We start from the raw sequence: 18,339 nt of genomic DNA on the forward strand, positions 1-18,339 counted from the left end.
TGCGACGTCGGTGACCTCGGTAACAATCTATTTCTTGAATCATTGAGGTGCAGCGGAGGTAAAATGGGCCTTGATTAATACATGGATGTAGGCCTACAAATGCCTGTCTTGACCGACGTTGACCTGGATGTGTCACCGGCGCTCTCCCTGGAACGGGAAGAGCTTTTTCCAATTCGCGAGGTGGCACGCCTGACCGGTGTGAATCCTGTCACGCTTCGCGCGTGGGAGCGACGTCATGGCCTGATTGTGCCCACTCGCACCGAAAGCGGGCATCGCCTGTATTCGATGAGCGATATCGAGCGGGTCCGAAGCATCCTCAACTGGATCGCACGCGGTGTAGCGGTCAGCAAGATCGGCAAGATCCTGGCCAAGGCAGCGCCGTTACAGGCATTGGCCCACATCATCCCCAGCAATCTGGTGCAGGCGGATTACGCACAGTGGCAGCATCAGCTTGCGGTCGCGGTCAATGCGTTCGACGACACCCGGCTGGAGCAGGTCTACGGGCAGATTTTTTCCAGCTACTCGCAGTCGGTTGTTTTCCAGGACATCATTCTTCCGCTGTGGAGGCAATTGCTGCAGCGCCAGGATACGTTTGGCCGGGCCAGCGAGTGGTTGTTCCTCGATGGTTTTCTACGCTCTCGGGTGGTGCAGCGCCTGCTGCTGATCCGTGACAGGGACCCCAGGCGAGTCATCGTCAGCGCCTTGGCAGGCCAGTGTCGCGAACTTGAGTTGCTGATCGCCGCCCTGTTCCTCGGCAACGATCAAATGGGTGTGCGGGTGCTGACTACCGGGCAACCGTTCGACGAACTGGCCCTGGTCTGCGAGAGGATCAAGCCCAGGGCGCTGGTGTTGTTTTCCAACCACGTCCCCACCTCCGATTTGCCTCAGCGCCTGAATCGTCTGGCGATGAGCCTGGATTGCCCCTTGTTGCTGGCCGGTTAGGCTTGTGACCTGGCGCAGGAAAGCCTCGCCGGGTCGTCGATCGGTTGCCTGGGAAACGAGGGCACGGTGATGCGCCAGCGCCTGAACCAGTTTCTGGCCGGCAGCCTGGATACCTGAGTGTCAGAGGTGCAGGGTAGGATGGGTCAAGCGATGCTGTTGCAGAATGAACTGGCGCAGGCGCTCGGTTTCATCCAGGTCGTTCTGGCTCAGCTGGTAGGCATAAAAACCCTGATCGGTTTCTTTTTCGAGGGTCCCACGCAGGGCGATTCGCTCATAGCCTGACGGGCTGAACCACAGGGCGAAGTGCTTGGGTGCCTTGGTCTTGTTGCGAATCTCCAGCAAAACCCCTTTGAACGATACTTCGTGCACCCACAGGGTGCCGGGTTGACCCTTGGCATTTTCCAGTGCCACCGGCTCGTCGAGCACCAGCCGCCATGGCCGGACCGATGGCCCGCCTTCATAAATGCTGGGCACGCCCAGGCGCAGATGCATGGCATGAAACTCGTCTTCCACCAGGTGCAGGGGGAAGGTCATCTGCTGGTTTTCGAAGTTGGCTTGAAGGGTGACCTGCTCATGCGCTGCCAGGCGCGTTAGCAGGTCACGGATCTGCGATCCACCATTGACGAGCAGGCTCGACGTCGCATCCCGCACATTCAGCTGCGGGTTGTGTTGCATGGTCTGGATAAAATCCAGCTCATCCTGGGTCAGGAGCGCGTCGCGTTGCATGGTGGGCTCGAAAGATTTAGTTACAGAGGCACTGGTGATTGTAGTTAATGACAATTAATTCGCTGTTTTGTTTTTGCCGTTCGTCGCTTTCAGCGCATCAAGCTCGGCCTGGACTTGCGCCAGTTGCGCTTCAAGCTGCGTCACGCGCTGCTGCGCCTTGACCTGTATGGTCACATCCTTCTGCACACCGATAAAATAAACCTGCCCATCATTTGGATTTTTCACCGTTGAAAGCGACAGTTCGTTCCAGAACGGAGTGCCATCCTTGCGATAGTTGCGCAGGATTTCCCGGCAGGCGCCTTCACTGTTCAGTGCGTCACGAATCTTCGGCAAGGCATCCTGATCGCGGTCCCCTGACTGCAGGAAGCGGCAGTCCTGGTAGAGAATTTCTTCGCTGGTGTAACCGGTCAGGCGTTCGAATGCCGGGTTGACGTAGATCAGGATCTTGTCTTGATCGCCTTCTTTTTCGGCAATCACGATGCCGTCGTTGGAGGCGTTGATCGCCAGCTGCAGCAGTTTCGCGTTGATCATCGGTGAAACCCTTCCTTGTTGGTTGTCTGTGGGATTCTAAAAGAACAATGCAGACCGTGCTGTTAATATCCCGGTCTTTTATTCAGCTTCAGGATCAGATTGATGAAAGTCGCCATCATTTCCGGCTCGGTGTACGGCACGGCTGAAGAAGTTGCCCGCCACGCCGCCAGCATTTTGAAAACCGCCGGTTTCGAAACCTTCCACAACCCCCGGGCAAGCCTCGCCGATCTTCAAGGTTTCGGTCCCGAGGCCTTGCTGGCGGTGACGTCGACCACCGGCATGGGCGAGCTACCGGACAACCTGCAACCCTTGTACTCGATGATTCGCGACCAGTTGCCCGCCGCCTGGCGAGGCTTGCCGGGGGCCGTGATCGGCCTGGGCGATGCGAGCTATGGTGATACGTTTTGCGGCGGTGGCGAGCTGATGCGGGAGTTGTTCGGTGAGCTGGGCATTCGCGAAGTCCTGCCGATGCTGCGCCTGGATGCCAGTGAAAGCGTGACTCCGGAAGCGGATGCCGAGCCCTGGTTGGCGGAACTGGTCACAGCTCTGCGGGCCTGATCGGCAACGCTGGTGCACCCGGCAGCCAGGCCAGTGATCCAAACTCTTCGGATCACTGACTCGCTCGGCCATCAAGCTGGCTGCCAATGCAACTACCCGAACCTCGGAGGGTGACTAGACTCGGTAGTCATTGGAAACACTCCATAATAAAAACCGAGGTTCCTTGTCGTGAGCGTTGCCCCCGTCCAGTCCCCCTCCAATGTCAAAGACCAGGTCAGCGCTGCCGAGTGGCAGACCCGCGTCGACCTCGCTGCCTGCTACCGCCTGGTCGCCCAGCATGGCTGGGATGATCTGATTTTCACGCACATCTCCGCCAAGGTGCCGGGCACCGAAGACTTCCTGATCAACCCATACGGCTTGATGTTTCACGAAATGACCGCGTCGAGCCTGGTCAAGGTCGATCAGGCCGGCAACAAGTTGATGGACAGCCCCTACGAGATCAACCCGGCGGGATACACCATCCATAGCGCGGTGCATGAGGTTCGCCACGATGTCGTGTGCGTGCTGCACACTCATACGGCTTCGGGCGTGGCGGTGTCGGCGCAGAGACAAGGCATCTTGCCGATCAGCCAGCAGTCGCTGTTTGTCCTGTCCAGCTTGGCGTATCACGCCTACGAAGGTGTTGCGCTCAACCACGAGGAAAAGGGGCGACTGCAAGCCGACCTCGGTGAAAACAATTTCCTGATGCTGCACAACCACGGTCTCCTGACCTGCGGCGGCAGCATCGCCGACACTTTCCTGATGATGTTTATCTTTCAGCGCGCCTGCGACATTCAGGTCATGGCGCAGAACGGTGGCGCTGAGCTGATTGCCATCGAACCGCAGATTCTGGCGGGTGCCAAGGCGATGATCGCCGGTGTCACCAAAAGTGCTCAAGGAATGGGCGGAGCGCTGGCCTGGCCGGCGCTGCTGCGCAAGCTCGATAAACTGGACCCGGGATACAAACTCTAATGCCACTCGCCGAGATTCCCCTGAGTGTCTGGCGCAAGCGCAGCCAGACCTTCATGTACCGTGGCCAGGCCATCCGTTACTGGACAGCGGGGCAGGGTGAGCCGTTGCTGCTTATCCATGGCTTCCCGAGCGCCAGTTGGGACTGGCATTACCTTTGGCAACCATTGGCCCAGCGCTATCGGGTGATTGCCTGTGACATGCTCGGTTTCGGCGACTCGGCCAAACCGGTTAATCACGAGTACAGCCTGCTGGAGCAGGCCGATCTGCAACAGGCGCTACTGGCGCATCTGAAGGTCGAGCAGCCGCTGCACCTGCTTGCCCATGATTACGGCGACAGCGTGGCCCAGGAACTGTTGGCCCGGCATTACGAAGCGGACATCAACCTCGCCAGTTGCGTGTTCCTCAATGGCGGGCTGTTCCCCGAAACCCATCGCCCGGTGCTAATGCAAAAACTCCTGCTCAGCCCACTGGGGTGGATGATCGGCCGTGCTTTCAGTCGTGATGGGCTGGTGAAGAGTTTCCGCCAGATCTTCGGCCCGCAGACCCGTCCCAGCGAGAGCCAGATGGATGATTTCTGGAGCCTGGTTGAAAGCAATCACGGGCCACGGGTCATGCATAAATTGATTGCCTACATCCCCGAGCGGCGAACCCAGCGCGAGCGCTGGGTCGGCGCGATGCAACGCGGTGAAGTACCGCTGCGGGTGATCGCTGGCGAGGTCGATCCGATCTCCGGTGCGCACATGGTCGCGCGCTATCGTGAGCTGATACCCAACCCGGACACGGTCCTGCTCGACGACATTGGTCATTACCCACAGATCGAAGCGCCGTGCCAGGTGCTCAAGCACTACCTGGCGTTTCGTGACCGGTCGATTTCACCACCGCTGAAGGTGGCTTGTTCGTAAGGACCGCGCTCATCCGAAATCAGCCCGAACGTCAGGGCTGTACCCGATCTACTGTGGGAGCGAGCCTGCTCGCGAAGGCGGCCTGACAGCCGACCTATTGTTTGTTGACGGAGTACATATCCGTTCCTGCTATAACGGCCACCTAGGGTTTCGCTTTTACAGCGAGTCACTTGGAAAAGCCCCAAGTAACCAAGGGCTCTTGCCCCTGGCGTTCGGTGCCTCGCCTAGGCTCGGCATGCCCTCGCTCCGGTCCTGCTCCGTGGGCCCGCCGCGATGGGCCATCCTTGGCCCAGCGCGGCTAAACCGGCATCCATGCCGGTTTGCCCACTACGCAGAACCTCCACTCGGCCTCTCGAGGGGGCAAGAAAATCAAAAGCCAAAGCCAAAGCCAAAGCCAAAGCAACAGCGAAAGCGAGGCGGCCTGACAGCCGACCTGATTGCAGGTCTGTCCGCGATCCAATTGTAGGAGCGAGCATGCTCGCGATAAATGTCCAGACAACGCGTTCATCCAGACAGGGCGCGTTATCGTTAACGTCCATCGCGAGCAGGCTCGCTCCCACAGGGGATCCAGGTACGGACATAAAAGTCAGGTCGGCTGTCAGGCCGCCTCGCTTTGCTTTTGATCTCGAGCGCCCCGTTAAACCACGCTGGCCGAACGCAGGCATTGCGCAGTGGGGAAACCGGCAGGACGCCGGTTTAGCCGCGCTGGGCCAGGGATGGCCCATCGCGGCGACCCACGGAGCAATGCCGGAGTGAGGGCATGCCGAGCCCTAGCGAGGCACCGAGTGGTGGGGCAGAGCCTTTTGCTTACTTTTCGCTGGGCCGGCATTCCGGCGTTTGGAAAAGTGAGTCGCCGTAAGGGCGAAACCATAAGCGGCCGTTACCGCAGCAATGGAATGTACTCAGACAACAATCTCCCACAAGCTTTGACGTGGAGTGGATCAACGTTGGTAGAGGTGCCGATGGAGGTCGTCACAGGTTGACGGATAGGCTCAGGGCGTGAGGGGGCAAGAAAATCAAAAGCCAAAGCAAAAGCGAGGCGGCCGACCGGCCGGCCTGATCTCAGGTGAACGTGTTCCCCCTGTGGGAGATTCCATGGTTTAAGGGAAGCCCTCAAACCGCCTAGCCTCATCATCCCCCTACCTTATCGCACACCATTCAGCCTTCCCCGTATTCATTGTGACCCGCGCCGCCGTGCCTGAAACTCCAAGCCAATGTCCCTGGCCTGCTGGAGTTCCCCATGAATGAGTCTGTGCGTTTCGAAGATAAAGTCGTGATCATCACCGGTGCGGGTGGCGGCCTGGGACGGGCGCACGCACTGCTGTTCGCCAAACAGGGCGCCAAAGTACTGGTCAACGACCTCGGCGGCTCAACCCAGGGCGAAGGCGCCAATGCCTCGGCGGCAGACCGCGTGGTCAACGAAATTCGCGAAGCCGGCGGCACCGCCGTGGCCAACCACGACTCGGTCACCGACGGCGACAAAATCGTTCAACACGCCCTCGACGCCTTCGGCCGCGTCGATGTGGTGGTCAACAACGCCGGCATCCTGCGCGACAAGACCTTCCACAAAATGGACGATGGCGACTGGGACCTGGTTTACCGCGTCCACGTCGAAGGCGCCTACAAAGTCACCCGCGCCGCCTGGCCGCACCTGCGCGAGCAAAACTATGGCCGGGTCATCTTCACCGCGTCCACCTCGGGCATCTATGGCAACTTCGGCCAGTCCAACTACGGCATGGCCAAGCTCGGCCTCTACGGCCTGACCCGCACCCTGGCCATCGAAGGCCGCAAGAACAACATCCTGGTCAACGCCATCGCCCCCACCGGCGGCACCCGCATGACCGAAGGCCTGATCCCGCCGCAAGTGTTCGAACAACTCAAACCGGAACTGGTCAGCCCGCTGGTGGTGTACCTGGCCAGTGAAAACTGCCAGGAAACCTCGGGGCTGTTCGAAGTGGGCGGCGGCTGGATGGGCAAAGTGCGCTGGGAACGCAGTCTCGGTGCGGGATTTGATCCGCGGGTTGGTTTCTCGCCGGAAGACGTGGCGGCGCATTGGCAGCAGATTTGTGATTTTGAGGGCGCCGCGCATCCGAAGGACAACATTGAGGCGTTGAAGGAAATGATGGGAAATTTGCAGAAGTATTCGTTGTAATAGAAAAAGGGGATCAAGCGTAAATGCTTGATCCCCATTTTTAGGTTTTATTCTTCGGTTTTAAATCCTGGCTTTTCGTTCGCTAGCCGCCAAGTTTTTACTTTTTCAATAATGGCTTCGGGGGTGGACTCTTCATCCGAATTTGCGTAGTAAATTAAATCAGACCCATGTGGGTGCTCAGTTAGCTTTTTAAACAATAGTATCGCATCTGTATGCTCCTTTTCGGTTGAAAAGTCTGCATTGCAGATTCTTGTGACGAACTCAAGAAATTCAGTTTCTGTAAAGTCTGAAAAATTAATGTTGTTCATTGTTTTTTACCTTTTTGTGCAGTTCAGAGTGTCTTTTTGGCGTGACAACTCTGATGTTGTCGATGTCATACACGGCACCGCCTTCTGAGATTAGATCTATATGGTGAAGCTCAAATTTGATTTTGTCTCCCAGATGATCGTCCTCGCGTGCAGATGGAGCCTTTCCGTTCATCATTGCTTTTATATTATGAGCTCTAAACTGTTTTGCTAATTCGGGATCTGAACCTGCGGCCTTCCAAAGTGCCTCTCTAAAGGCCCTGAAATTAGAAAAATTTTGTCCTCGGAGTTTGTCCGCGATTTGATTGGGGATCGCTGCCCCATTACCCTCTGAGGCTGATCCTAGCCATATACCAGGGGCAGGTTCTCCAAAACCAGTAGCCGCGCCTGGATCGTCCCGTCGATCCCTGAACATCACAAACTGAGGCGGAATACCCGACTCGATCGGGAATACGTAGATGTCACCCCCAAAGCTATAGAGATCCAGCTCCGGATTTGTATCTACCCTTCCTTCGAGAGCGGTTGCGGTAGCACCGGTGTAGGGGGCAGCGTCCGGTTGTGCCGCAGGAAGCGCCGTTGATGCATTGCCCGGGCTGACGATTGGCGTCCATGTCATGCCGGGGGACTGGGCGTCCGGGTTCTCGGCCCTGTAAAGGTTTAGAACCGGATCGTAGGTGGCGAAACGCACCGGCACTTTTCGAGGTAGTGCGGTGCCATTCGTGGCTGCGACGGAAAACTCTGTGGTGTTACCCACAGTCCGGGAGCCGATCGCGACCGGCAATTCGATTTCCCCATTTGCCTGGGCGATGGCATGCAGTGCATCGGCGTCGTAGGTCGTTAGATCCGAGAGCGGCACGCTCAAGGCGTACGGTTCTTTGTTATCCCGTAATGCGTAATAAACAAGCGCTGCGACGCCAACAACTATCACGACGCCGGACGCTGTCCCGACGGCTGCTGCCAAAGTCGTGATTGCCGCGGCGGCTGCCGAGCGTAGAGCGGTCCTGATCGCGAGCGTGGTTACCGCATCGACTGTCAGTGTTCCGGCTGCAACAGTGAACACCGGACCGCTTGCCGCCGCTGCGCCCGATACTGGAAACGGGCGACTAGCTTTGCTGGCATTCAGCAACTCCATCGCCTCACGGAGCGCTTGCTCCTCCGCCTGCCGTTGATTTTCGAGACGCAACTGCTCGGCTTGACGCTGTACCTCGGCCTCGGCTTCCAGGCGAGCCCTTTCAGCAGCGATGTACCGTGCCGCAGCCTCAGCGGCAATCCGGGCTTGCTCGGCGGCCACTCGCTCGGCTTCAGCCAGTGCCGTTAACCGCGCCTGCTCTTGCGCAAACGCCAAGGCTTCAGCTTCAGCCCTGATGCGTGCCTGCTCAGCCGCGACACGTTGAGCTTCCTGTTCAGCTGCCAATCGCGCCTGTTCAGCGGCCTGCATGGCATTGAAGGAATGTTGAAGATTCACAGTTCGCTGCTGGAGAGACTGCAAGGTTTGAGACAGCAGTTTTGTGTCATTAGCGGCGCTGAGTGATTGGTTCAGAGCCCGCATGGCAATGCCGTTCGGCCCCGGCCATTGTTCCATTTTCGTGGCTTTCAACATGTACTCGTGAATATTCCAGTCAAATGGATTTCGTCCATAAAACGCGTTGGCCGTTGTTGTTTTATTGTGGAGCTCTGCAGTTTTTCGCTGAGTAAGTGTATTTAGAACCTGTAGCTCGCGGATTATTGACTGCAGCGGCGCAACTGGCTCATTAGGACTTTCTGATCTGACTGCTGACAGGTCTGCCTCAATGGTTTGAGATAGTTGGCTGGATCTGATCTGATATTCCTGTTCCAGTTCGTTAATTCTACGTACAATGGCTGCCCGATTTTGAACGAAACTTTCTGCTCGACCGTAGCCGAATGGACCATTTCTAAGATGACTTGATCCTTTAGGCGGGATATTGATGTGGTCAGGCGCAACGCCTCTTATATCGACATAGCCATCAATTTCCAGATAGCCCGGTCTTGATTGGTTTGGACGTGGTGGTCCAGGTAGCTTTTGCATATTCATATCCTTGTGAATTTGCACGCTGTTTGAGAGTTAAGCTTTGCTTTTGTGCTTTATAAAATTACCGCGAAAATAGTAGCGATGGGTCTGAGAACTGTGTGGCCCTTTACGTGGGTATTTGAAAGGTATTTCGCTAGGGCGGAAGTAATTGCGAGACTATCTTCGGTTCACAAAGATATTTCTTACGTAGTTATAGGAAGTGCCCTGTAAGACTTGTTTAATATCAAATGAAACAGGCTGGCGACCGTCCATAAAAAAGGCCGCTGCAAACGCAGCGGCCAAAGAAGACGTTGGATCCAGGAGCTACAAATCAACGTCGATGTACACAGGGTGATGACTCGATACGTTCAAATCATCTGAAATCTGTCGCAAACGGCAGGGCGAGGGCACCTTCCGTTGCTTCGCGCTTTGCGGCTGTTGTCCCGAAAGCGCAGGGCAAGAATAAGTCTTTGCCGACAAACGAAAAATAGCGATCGCGGAGATGCACCGTTACCGCTGGCGCAACAGTCCTGCCTGCCAGCAGCGTAGACCATGTTTTCAATTGATGCCGCCACATCCAGTGTGTCTATGCCCCCGCGTAATCCCCCGTGCCACGCAGGCAGTCATCCTTTGGAGCGACACCACGAATACCTCCTTGGTGCGCTTATCGCTCCCGGCGTGCGGCAGTAGGGTGTGGCCTTCTGTCACTCACCGGGGAAGACGCATGACAAAAACAACAATGCGCGCCATCTTCACACCGCAGGCGCTGGCCGTTGCGGTGGCCTTGGGGTGCTGTGCCCAGGCGCAGGCTCTTTCATTCAACATTGGGGAAATCGAGGGCACGTTTGACTCGTCACTGTCGGTCGGTGCGAGCTGGGGCATGCGTGATGCCGATGATGCCCTGGTCGGCATCGTCAACGGCGGCAGCGGGCAGGCGTCGACCGGTGATGACGGGCGGCAGAATTTCGGGAAGGGTGAAACCTTCTCGAAGATCTTCAAGGGCATTCACGACCTCGAGCTGAAGTACGGCGACACCGGTGTGTTCGTCCGTGGCAAGTACTGGTACGACTTCGAATTGAAGGACGAAGACCGGCCATTCAAGCCGATCAGCGATCACAATCGCAAAGAAGGTTCCAAGTCGTCCGGTGGGCAAATCCTCGACGCCTTCGTCTATCACAACTATTCCATCGCTGATCTGCCGGGCACGGTGCGCGCCGGCAAGCAGGTGGTCAGTTGGGGCGAAAGCACCTTCATCGGCAACTCGATCAACAGCATCAACCCGGTCGACGTGTCCGCCTTCCGCCGTCCCGGTGCCGAGATCAAGGAGGGCCTGATTCCGGTCAACATGCTGTTTGCCTCCCAGGGCCTGACCGACAAGTTGACGGTGGAAGGCTTCTATCAACTGGAGTGGGACCAGACCGTCGTCGATAACTGCGGCACCTTCTTTGGCGTCGACGTGGTGGCCGATGGTTGTGACAAGGGCTACACCGTGGCCAGCCCGGCCATTGCGCCATTGCAGCCGATTGCCGCTGCCTTTGGCCAAGGTTTCGAGGTTACCCGCGAAGGCGTGGTCGTTCCCCGTGGCAGCGACCGTGATGCCCGCGATTCGGGACAGTGGGGCACGGCGTTGCGCTGGTTGGGGGACGACACCGAGTACGGTCTGTACTTCATGAACTATCACAGTCGCACGCCGAATGTCGGTACGACAACGGCCGGTCTCGCGACACTGGCGAGCATTCCGCGAATCGTCGCCACGGCCAATGCCATCGCCCCTGGCAGTGGTTCGGCCCTGGCGCAAAGCGTGATGCTTGGTCGCGGTCAGTATTACCTTGAATACCCGGAAGACATTCGCCTGTATGGCGCGAGTTTCTCCACCACCTTGCCCACAGGTACAGCGTGGACCGGCGAGATCAGCTATCGCCCCAACGCGCCGGTGCAGATCAACAGCACCGACCTGACCCTGGCGATGCTCAACCCGATCGCCGGTGGCGCGGCGTCGCCGATTGCGACTTCGCCTGGCGCCGACAACAAAGGCTACCGTCGCAAGGAAGTGACCCAGATCCAGAGCACCCTGACGCACTTCGTCGATCAGGTCGCGGGCGCGGATCGCCTGACCCTGGTGGGTGAGGCGGCCGTGGTTCACGTCGGTGGCCTGGAGTCGCGCAGCAAGTTGCGCTACGGCCGCGACTCGGTGTACGGGCAATACGGTTTCGGCGGCGATACCGATGGTTTCGTGACCTCGACCTCCTGGGGTTATCGCGCCCGCGCCATCCTCGATTACAACAACGTCATCGCCGGGATCAATTTCCGTCCCAACCTGTCGTGGTCCCACGACGTCTCCGGCTACGGCCCCAACGGGCTGTTCAACGAAGGTGCCAAGGCCGTCAGCCTCGGCGTCGATGCGGACTACCGCAACACCTACACCGCAAGCCTCAGTTACACCGACTTTTTCGGGGGTGACTACAACGTGCTCGAAGACCGCGATTTCGTGGCGTTGAGCTTTGGCGTGAACTTCTGACCTGGCTGAAAAAGGATGAATTCGATGCGCAAGATGATTCTGCAATTGGGCACCGCCCTGGCCCTGAGTCTGCTGGCCGTCAACGTGATGGCGGCGGTATCGGCCGATGAAGCGAACAAGCTTGGTACCAGCCTCACCCCGCTGGGCGCGGAGAAGGCCGGTAATGCCGCTGGATCGATTCCGCCGTGGACCGGCGGCATTCCGAAAAATGCGGGGGCGGTGGACAGCAAGGGCTTTTTGGCCGATCCGTTCGCCAATGAAAAACCGTTGTTCATCATCACCGCGGCGACGGTCGACCAGTACAAGGACAAGCTGTCCGATGGCCAGGTCGCGATGTTCAAGCGCTACCCCGAGACCTACCGGATCCCGGTCTATCCGAGCCATCGCACCGCAGCGCTGCCGCCGGAAGTTTATGAGGCGGCCAAGCGCAGCGCACTGAATGTGACACCGACCAACGACGGCAACGGCCTGGCCAATTTCACCGGCAATCGTTACTACGCCTTTCCGATTCCGAAGAACGGGGTCGAGGTGATCTGGAACCACGTCACCCGTTACCACGGCGGTAACCTGCGTCGCACCGTTACCCAGGCAACGCCCCAGTCCAACGGCGATTTCACCGTCATCCGCTTCAAGGACGAAGTGGCGGTGCCGTCGCTGTTGGGTGACTTGAAGCCTGGCAGCGATGAAAACGTCCTCAACTATTTCAGGCAGGAAGTGACCGCGCCGGCTCGTCTGGCGGGCAACGTGCTGCTGGTTCACGAAACCCTCGACCAGGTCCAGGAACCACGCAAGGCCTGGATCTATAACGCAGGTCAGCGCCGTGTTCGACGGGCACCACAAGTGGCTTATGACGGCGTGGGCACCTCTTCCGACGGCTTGCGGACCACGGACAACTTCGACATGTTTTCCGGAGCGCCGGATCGCTATGACTGGAAACTGATCGGCAAGAAAGAGATGTACATCCCCTACAACAGCTACAAACTTGACTCGCCCGACCTCAAGTACACGGATGTGATCAAGGCCGGCCACATCAATCAGGACCTGACCCGTTATGAGCTGCATCGGGTCTGGGAGGTCGTCGCCACGGTCAAGCCCAATGAGCGGCATGTGTATGCCAAGCGTCACATGTACATCGATGAAGACACCTGGCAGGTGGCCCTGGCCGATCACTACGACGGTCGTGGCCAACTCTGGCGGGTGGCCGAAGGGCACGCGCAGTTCTACTACGATCATCAGGTCCCGGCCTACACGGTCGAAGCGCTGTACGACCTGATTGCCGGTCGTTATATCGCCTTGGGAATGAAGAATGAGGAGAAGCGCAGCTTCGAATTCAACATCGCTGCCAAAGCCGGGGACTACACGCCAGCGGCGCTACGGAGTACAGGTGTGAGGTAAGTTTCCTACAGCTGCTACACAAAAAGGTGACCTCGCGGTCACCTTTTTTATAGGGCTCGATCAGTGCGTTGAATACTTCTTCAACAAGCGCCCAACAGAGGGCTAGGGTGGCGCCACAAAAATAAAAAAGGCGCACCACTATGACTGCCATGACGACGTGTCTGGACCGTCCTGGACTCCTGCCCCGATTGTCTCCCCATCACTTGTATCGTGCGCGTCTGGTCGAGCCGTTGCTGACCTCGACGGCGCGGGTGAAATTGCTCTGTGCGCCGCCCGGTAGTGGCAAGAGCGCGCTGCTGGTCGAGTGCATGCTCAACGCGCCTGCAACCTGTGAGGTCCGCTGGCTGCCATTGGCGGGTGAGGCGATCAGCGTGGGTGGTTTTTGCCAGCGCCTGGCTCAGACACTGGGACTGGCTACGGCGGATGAGTCCGTATTGGTGCAGCACCTGGCTCGATTACCGACAGCGACCTGGCTGTTCATCGATGACTACTGCCGTGTTCCTCACCCGGAGCTGGACCTGTTGCTCGACCGGCTGCTGGCCGGCAGCAGCCCGTTGGTCACCTGGTGGCTGAGTGGGCGGCGGCGTCCGCAATGCAATTGGCCACGGTTACTACTGGATGATGAACTATACAATGGCGAGCGCGCTGCGCTGGCGTTCAATCAAGGTGAAATCGAAAAGCTGTTGCATCACCTGGAACCGGCCCAGGCCGCGAAAGGTGCCGAGAGGATTTTCCGCCACAGTGGTGGCTGGTGCGCCGGGGTGCGGATTGCACTGCTGCAAAAATGCGACTGGACACGCCACGGCACCCTCTACGGTCGACCGGACACCCTGCACGACTACCTCGAGCATGAGCTCTTCGCCAACCTGACTCCGGAACTTGCCGAGGCCTGGCGGGTGCTGGCGCTGTTGCCGCGATTCAACGCTCGGCTCAGCGATCACCTGTTCGGCGCCGGCGAGGGCGCGCAATACTTGAGTGCGTTGCAGGCTCTGGGTTGTTTCATCGAGCCCTGGCAAGACTCGACAGACTGGTTGCAGATTTTCGCTCCCCTGACCCTGTTGATGCGCGATGAACAATGGCCGGCCGGACGCTTCTGGCATCGTCGTGCCTGTCAGTGGTTCGTCGCCGAACAGGACTGGAAGGCCGCGTTCGAACAGGCCTTGCTCGCGCAAGAGTTCGAGGTCGCGGTCAGTCTGTTGCAGCATTTCAGTTTTGAGCAGTTGTTCGAAGAGCAGACCGTGGTACTGCTGCTGCGTTTACACGAGCAACGAGGCGAGGAACTGATGTTCGGCTCGCCGCAACTGGTGGGACTGATTACCGGGGCCCTGTTGTTTGCCGGGCGCTTCGAGCAGGCGGCCGAGTGCATCGAACAGTTGTCCCGATTCACGCCCCAGCCGTCGGCATCCCTTCAACGGCAATTGATCGCACGTTGGCAGGCGCAACAAGGTTGGTTGCTGCATTTGCAGGGGCGCATGGACGCGTCACGGGCACACTTTCTCGAGGCGCTGGGCGAGCTCGACCTCGAGTGTTGGCCTGCCAGGCTGATGTGCCTGTCCGGTTTGACGCAACAAGCCTTGCTGCGGGGCGAACTTGACGTCGCACAGGCGCTTAACCGCGAAGCGTTGTGCCTCGCCCGGGCGCAAGGATCACTGGTTTTCGAAGGGTTGCTGGAGCTCGATCACGCCCAGTTGCTCGAGCAGCGCGGAGCGTCCTGCAGGGCCGATGACCTGCTCGCCAACATGCACAGCCTGCTCTGCCGGCAGCATTCGAATGCCGAACCCTTGTTGGGACGAATCGCCCTGCGTCGTGGCCGATTGAACTTGAGTCTGGGTCGGGAGCAGCAGGCGACCCTGTACTTCGAGACCGGCCTGCAGATCTGCTTGCGCAGCCAGGACAAGCGAGCGCTTTATGGTTTTCTGGGGCTGGCGCAGCTGGCGGCCAATCGCCTGGATTACGCTCAGGCTTTCGACCTGCTGCGTGACGCCGAACGGTTAATGCAACAACGGCGGATTCCCGAGACGGTTTATCGCGGTGTTTTGCTGCACACCAGTATCCATTTCTGGCTGCAACAAGGGCGACCGGAATTGGCTCACCAAGCCCTGACACGCGTCCTGCGTCACTATCACGGCCCCTGTGCACGCCAGGCTCCACCGGCAACGCTGGAGCTGATTGCCGGCCTGGAGTATCTCCTGGTCCTGACCGAGGTTTACCTGGGGCAGGCGCAAACGGCTCTGGAGCGGCTTGAAGCCCAACTGCAACAGGCCAGTCAGCGGGGAATGGCGGCACTGCAAGCGCAATTGCATCTTGCTTTGGTTGAAGTCGCCTGGCTTAAAGGTGACCCGGACGTTGCCCGGCAATCACTGGCGCAAGGATTGGCACTGGTTGAGCGGTGCAACCTGCAACAGGCCCTGCGCGATCTGCAGTTGCGCCAGCCGCAGCTGCCGCAAGCCATTGGCCTGACCGAGTGTGATGATCACTTGGCGCCGGGTGCAGCCCAACACCGCTTGAGCCAGCGTGAAATACAGGTACTCCGGTTAGTGGCGCAGGGCAACTCCAATCAACAAATTGCCGATCTGTTATTCATTTCCTTACATACGGTCAAGACCCACGCGCGACGTATCAACGGGAAGTTGGGAGTGGAGCGCAGAACGCAAGCCGTGGCCAAGGCGAAAGTATTGGGCATTGTTACTTGATGCGAATTGTCAGGTCTTTGTCTGTTCATGAATGCACACAAGTTCCGGGGTGTACTTCGATGGCTGGAGTGTTTATAAGTTTTGAATCGCCCCGGGAATTTCAGTCATTCAGTTGAGATTTTGAACAAGTTGAGATAGAGGGGGTTCACAGTAACGATCTGCATAATGATGTATGCAAAAAGGACAGTGCATGAATATTAATGGATTAACCAATGAGGCCACATACAGGCTTCAAGAAGAAGTTTTACGCCCCTCCAGGCAAACATCACAGCTGCCGGATTGGCTGCAACGTACAAGTGAGGAAGATCGCCAATACTACTTTGATGCCGAGCAATCCCTGACAGATAGTGAACAGGCGCTGGATACACTGCTTGGAGAAGCAAAGTCCCTCAAGGCGTTCGCCAGATTTCAAGCGCGGGAAGTTGTTCGAGTCCTCAGCGGTGAAGTTATTGACCCGGAACATGTTTTCGTCAGCGCTCACCACACATTCTTCGTCGGCAAGCAAAAGGTTGTGCAGAGCAATCGCTTGACGCTTCCAGAATTCATGCTTAACGAATTTTACGGATCCACAACAGTTTCGTTGGAGATCAAGCTGGAAGGCCAGGCGCTGCCGTCCGGCATGACCGAGGAGGATCTTCTGGAGGTGATGGTCGACGCAAGCATGCGCAAATTCTATGCGGAAAAATTCGAAAAGAAATACGCGGACGAAGCGGTGCTCCAAGCGCAACAGAACCTGTTGAGTAGTCGTATAAGCCTGAGTTCATTCAGCGCTAAGCTGCAGCGGCATATCAGTGACGAGAGCCTGCGGATGGTCGCTATCGCCGCGCAGGGTGACGAGCGTTGTTCCATGGGAGCGCTCTCGTTCGGTGATGCGAAAGGCGCTTTCGAGGGGATGATTGTTTATTGCGGGCCGCAGGGTGAAGAGGGCCTTTGTGTACTTTATGCTCCGCAGGCTCCCGGAGGCCGGAGCTGGTATGAGTTCGCGAGCTTCAGGCAGTTGAATTTCCATCTGGCCGAATGGACCGCTCAACCCGAAGGGCGCAGTTACCTGAGCCGCCAGTCCCTGGCCAGTGAACGCGCCAGCTTCGACGCTTACATGACACTTCTCCAAGACCTGCCGAGTGAGTGGTGTGGTATCCAGCGTAGCCCTTGGTCAAACAGCGCAGAGGGTGTATTGCGCGAGGGAGTCATGTTGCATGTCGATTGGTTGCGGGGGGAAATACAAGCGGTTGTTCCTGCCGGGTATCGCTCGGCCACCGCCACCCAGCGACAATGTTTTGCCCGGCTGAACACCGAGCTCAAAGGTTTGACCCGACTGGCAAGCCGCGAGGCAGCGCTGATCAGTTACGAGGATTTCGCCTCTAAGCTGATCAAGAAGCGCGCAGAGGAGGACCTGGCGCAACACGGCGAAACAGTCGATATAGATCCTGAACTGATTGTGGTGAGGCTTGATGATTCCAAAGAGATGACCTTGTCCCGGATGATCATCGAGGAATATCACATTACCGAAGCGAGTGGTCCGGCTCATAACCCCGGCATTTACCCGTCCATTCGTCTATCACCCGGTCATCCACCCGTTTCCGACCTGCTGATCAAGTATGTGCCTGGCTGGTCAAGAACGTTGCGCCCAGGTGAGCAGTACATCGCCATGTTAAAGGCCGATTATCTGGATCAGGACGCCCCGGATCATGCCTTGAAACGCGACGTCTACGTGGGTCTACGGCGTCATGAAATGCATCGTTCAGCATTGGAAGCGCTGTTCAGTGGTCATCTTGAACGCAAACAATTCGAGCAGATCGAACAGCTCATTAATCAGTTGCGCAATGCAGAAGTTGACGCAGGCTGGAACCCTGAAGATCCCGAGTCCCCTCGACGCCAGGGTGTCTACAAGTTTTATCTGCAAAATAGCCGGGTCGACGGCGTTTACATTTTCCGCCTCATGCGCAATGGCGTCGCGGATGATCTGCTGTATACCCCCTATGCACCGGATTGCAGATCGTTCAGACCCTTGGCCGGGTTTGCCAAATCGGTGAAAACGGCGGGGCTTGGCAGTTATTACAGCAAGCGAGTCAAGTACACGGAGCAGACAGTCGTCAGTGCGTACCTCGAGAAAGTGAAGCGCCGTATCATCGAGGACATCCCTCATTTGCAGCTCGATAGTCGAGTCTGCGATTTCTCCCGATGCTACACCGAGGGTATCGGTCAGATCATTGACGACGTTGATGCCAAGACCTCCAGCCTTGGGGAGATTGTCGGCAAGCTGATCTACGACACTGCAGTCGCGGCGGTCGCCATTGTCAGCATCCCTTTTGCACCCATCGGACTCGCGTTGAGCGCTGTCGTGATGACGAAAGCGGTGTTTGAGGGGGTGGGCGCGTACCGGGAAGGGGACTACGAGAAGTTGTTCTCAAGTTACCTCGATTGCATGATGGAACTGGCCACGATGCGCATCGGCAACTTAGGTTTTTCGGTGGTGCAGAAGGCCATTGCCAAACAGCTCGGCAATGTTAATACCTGCATGGGCGTCATCTCTGCGTGCACCGGCAAAACGGTGGACCTGGCCATTGTCAGCGAACTGATGAAGCAGTCGCTCGCCGAGCCTGAATCCAGCGAGCAAACGATTTTGATGTAATTCGG

12 protein-coding genes and 1 pseudogene are annotated in these 18,339 nt (G+C 57.7%); 9 read left to right on the top strand and 4 right to left on the bottom strand.

The genetic code is table 11. From position 1 onward, the window contains the following. Window positions 1-99 precede the first annotated feature (99 nt). Window positions 100-1,059, top strand: a pseudogene (locus tag ACA054_RS04390) (MerR family transcriptional regulator). A gap of 3 nt (window positions 1,060-1,062) precedes the next feature. Here ACA054_RS04390 and ACA054_RS04395 read toward each other — a convergent pair. Both ACA054_RS04395 and ACA054_RS04400 read right to left on the bottom strand, forming a co-directional pair. Continuing rightward, a complete protein-coding gene (locus tag ACA054_RS04395; RefSeq protein WP_497688337.1) occupies window positions 1,063-1,668 on the bottom strand; it encodes a hypothetical protein in 606 nt (201 codons plus the stop codon). 54 nt (window positions 1,669-1,722) lie between these two features. Continuing rightward, a complete protein-coding gene (locus tag ACA054_RS04400; RefSeq protein WP_497688338.1) occupies window positions 1,723-2,199 on the bottom strand; it encodes a PAS domain-containing protein in 477 nt (158 codons plus the stop codon). A gap of 102 nt (window positions 2,200-2,301) precedes the next feature. Here ACA054_RS04400 and ACA054_RS04405 point away from each other — a divergent pair, with 102 nt between their 5' ends. From ACA054_RS04405 to ACA054_RS04420, 4 genes are all read left to right on the top strand, one after another. Continuing rightward, complete coding sequence (locus tag ACA054_RS04405) at window positions 2,302-2,757, top strand: flavodoxin (RefSeq protein ID WP_497688339.1); 456 nt, start codon at window positions 2,302-2,304, stop codon at window positions 2,755-2,757. A gap of 168 nt (window positions 2,758-2,925) precedes the next feature. Then, complete coding sequence (locus ACA054_RS04410) at window positions 2,926-3,708, top strand: class II aldolase/adducin family protein (protein WP_497688340.1); 783 nt, start codon at window positions 2,926-2,928, stop codon at window positions 3,706-3,708. Then, window positions 3,708-4,610, top strand: a complete 903-nt coding sequence (locus ACA054_RS04415) for an alpha/beta fold hydrolase (protein ID WP_497688341.1) — start codon at window positions 3,708-3,710, stop codon at window positions 4,608-4,610. Before ACA054_RS04410 ends, ACA054_RS04415 begins: the two co-directional genes overlap by 1 nt. A 1,240-nt stretch (window positions 4,611-5,850) precedes the next feature. Continuing rightward, window positions 5,851-6,762: an SDR family oxidoreductase gene (locus tag ACA054_RS04420; RefSeq protein WP_497688342.1), complete on the top strand. Its 912-nt coding sequence runs from the start codon at window positions 5,851-5,853 to the stop codon at window positions 6,760-6,762. A gap of 47 nt (window positions 6,763-6,809) precedes the next feature. On the opposite strand, the gene ACA054_RS04425 is transcribed toward ACA054_RS04420, so the two are convergent. Both ACA054_RS04425 and ACA054_RS04430 read right to left on the bottom strand, forming a co-directional pair. After that, the gene (locus ACA054_RS04425; RefSeq protein ID WP_497688343.1) at window positions 6,810-7,070 is read right to left on the bottom strand and encodes a bacteriocin immunity protein; all 261 of its coding nucleotides are present in this window, start codon (window positions 7,068-7,070) and stop codon (window positions 6,810-6,812) included. Beyond that, entirely contained in the window at window positions 7,057-9,114 is a 2,058-nt protein-coding gene (locus tag ACA054_RS04430; protein ID WP_497688344.1) for a pyocin-S2/colicin E7-DNase domain-containing protein, read from the bottom strand. Before ACA054_RS04430 ends, ACA054_RS04425 begins: the two co-directional genes overlap by 14 nt. Window positions 9,115-9,820: 706 nt before the next feature. On the opposite strand from ACA054_RS04430, the gene ACA054_RS04435 reads away from it, so the two are divergent. From ACA054_RS04435 to ACA054_RS04450, 4 genes are all read left to right on the top strand, one after another. Continuing rightward, complete coding sequence (locus tag ACA054_RS04435; protein ID WP_497688345.1) at window positions 9,821-11,614, top strand: DUF1302 domain-containing protein; 1,794 nt, start codon at window positions 9,821-9,823, stop codon at window positions 11,612-11,614. 24 nt (window positions 11,615-11,638) lie between these two features. Then, on the top strand, window positions 11,639-13,009 hold the full coding sequence (locus ACA054_RS04440) for a DUF1329 domain-containing protein (RefSeq protein ID WP_497688346.1): 1,371 nt from the start codon (window positions 11,639-11,641) through the stop codon (window positions 13,007-13,009). 140 nt (window positions 13,010-13,149) lie between these two features. Beyond that, window positions 13,150-15,702, top strand: a complete 2,553-nt coding sequence (locus ACA054_RS04445) for a helix-turn-helix transcriptional regulator (protein ID WP_497688347.1) — start codon at window positions 13,150-13,152, stop codon at window positions 15,700-15,702. 190 nt (window positions 15,703-15,892) lie between these two features. Beyond that, window positions 15,893-18,334, top strand: a complete 2,442-nt coding sequence (locus ACA054_RS04450) for a dermonecrotic toxin domain-containing protein (RefSeq protein WP_497688348.1) — start codon at window positions 15,893-15,895, stop codon at window positions 18,332-18,334. The last annotated feature ends 5 nt before the right edge of the window (window positions 18,335-18,339 follow it).

This window comes from Pseudomonas sp. LBUM1653 (assembly GCF_059716115.1).

Bases quoted from the DNA above. Each gene is read 5' to 3' on its own strand.
- ACA054_RS04415 (WP_497688341.1), top strand. From the start codon at position 3,708: ATGCCACTCGCCGAGATTCCCCTGAGTGTCTGGCGCAAGCGCAGCCAG.
- ACA054_RS04420 (WP_497688342.1), top strand. From the start codon at position 5,851: ATGAATGAGTCTGTGCGTTTCGAAGATAAAGTCGTGATCATCACCGGT.
- ACA054_RS04395 (WP_497688337.1), bottom strand. From the start codon at position 1,668: ATGCAACGCGACGCGCTCCTGACCCAGGATGAGCTGGATTTTATCCAG.
- ACA054_RS04435 (WP_497688345.1), top strand. From the start codon at position 9,821: ATGACAAAAACAACAATGCGCGCCATCTTCACACCGCAGGCGCTGGCC.
- ACA054_RS04425 (WP_497688343.1), bottom strand. From the start codon at position 7,070: ATGAACAACATTAATTTTTCAGACTTTACAGAAACTGAATTTCTTGAG.
- ACA054_RS04450 (WP_497688348.1), top strand. From the start codon at position 15,893: ATGAATATTAATGGATTAACCAATGAGGCCACATACAGGCTTCAAGAA.
- ACA054_RS04445 (WP_497688347.1), top strand. From the start codon at position 13,150: ATGACTGCCATGACGACGTGTCTGGACCGTCCTGGACTCCTGCCCCGA.
- ACA054_RS04440 (WP_497688346.1), top strand. From the start codon at position 11,639: ATGCGCAAGATGATTCTGCAATTGGGCACCGCCCTGGCCCTGAGTCTG.
- ACA054_RS04405 (WP_497688339.1), top strand. From the start codon at position 2,302: ATGAAAGTCGCCATCATTTCCGGCTCGGTGTACGGCACGGCTGAAGAA.
- ACA054_RS04430 (WP_497688344.1), bottom strand. From the start codon at position 9,114: ATGCAAAAGCTACCTGGACCACCACGTCCAAACCAATCAAGACCGGGC.
- ACA054_RS04400 (WP_497688338.1), bottom strand. From the start codon at position 2,199: ATGATCAACGCGAAACTGCTGCAGCTGGCGATCAACGCCTCCAACGAC.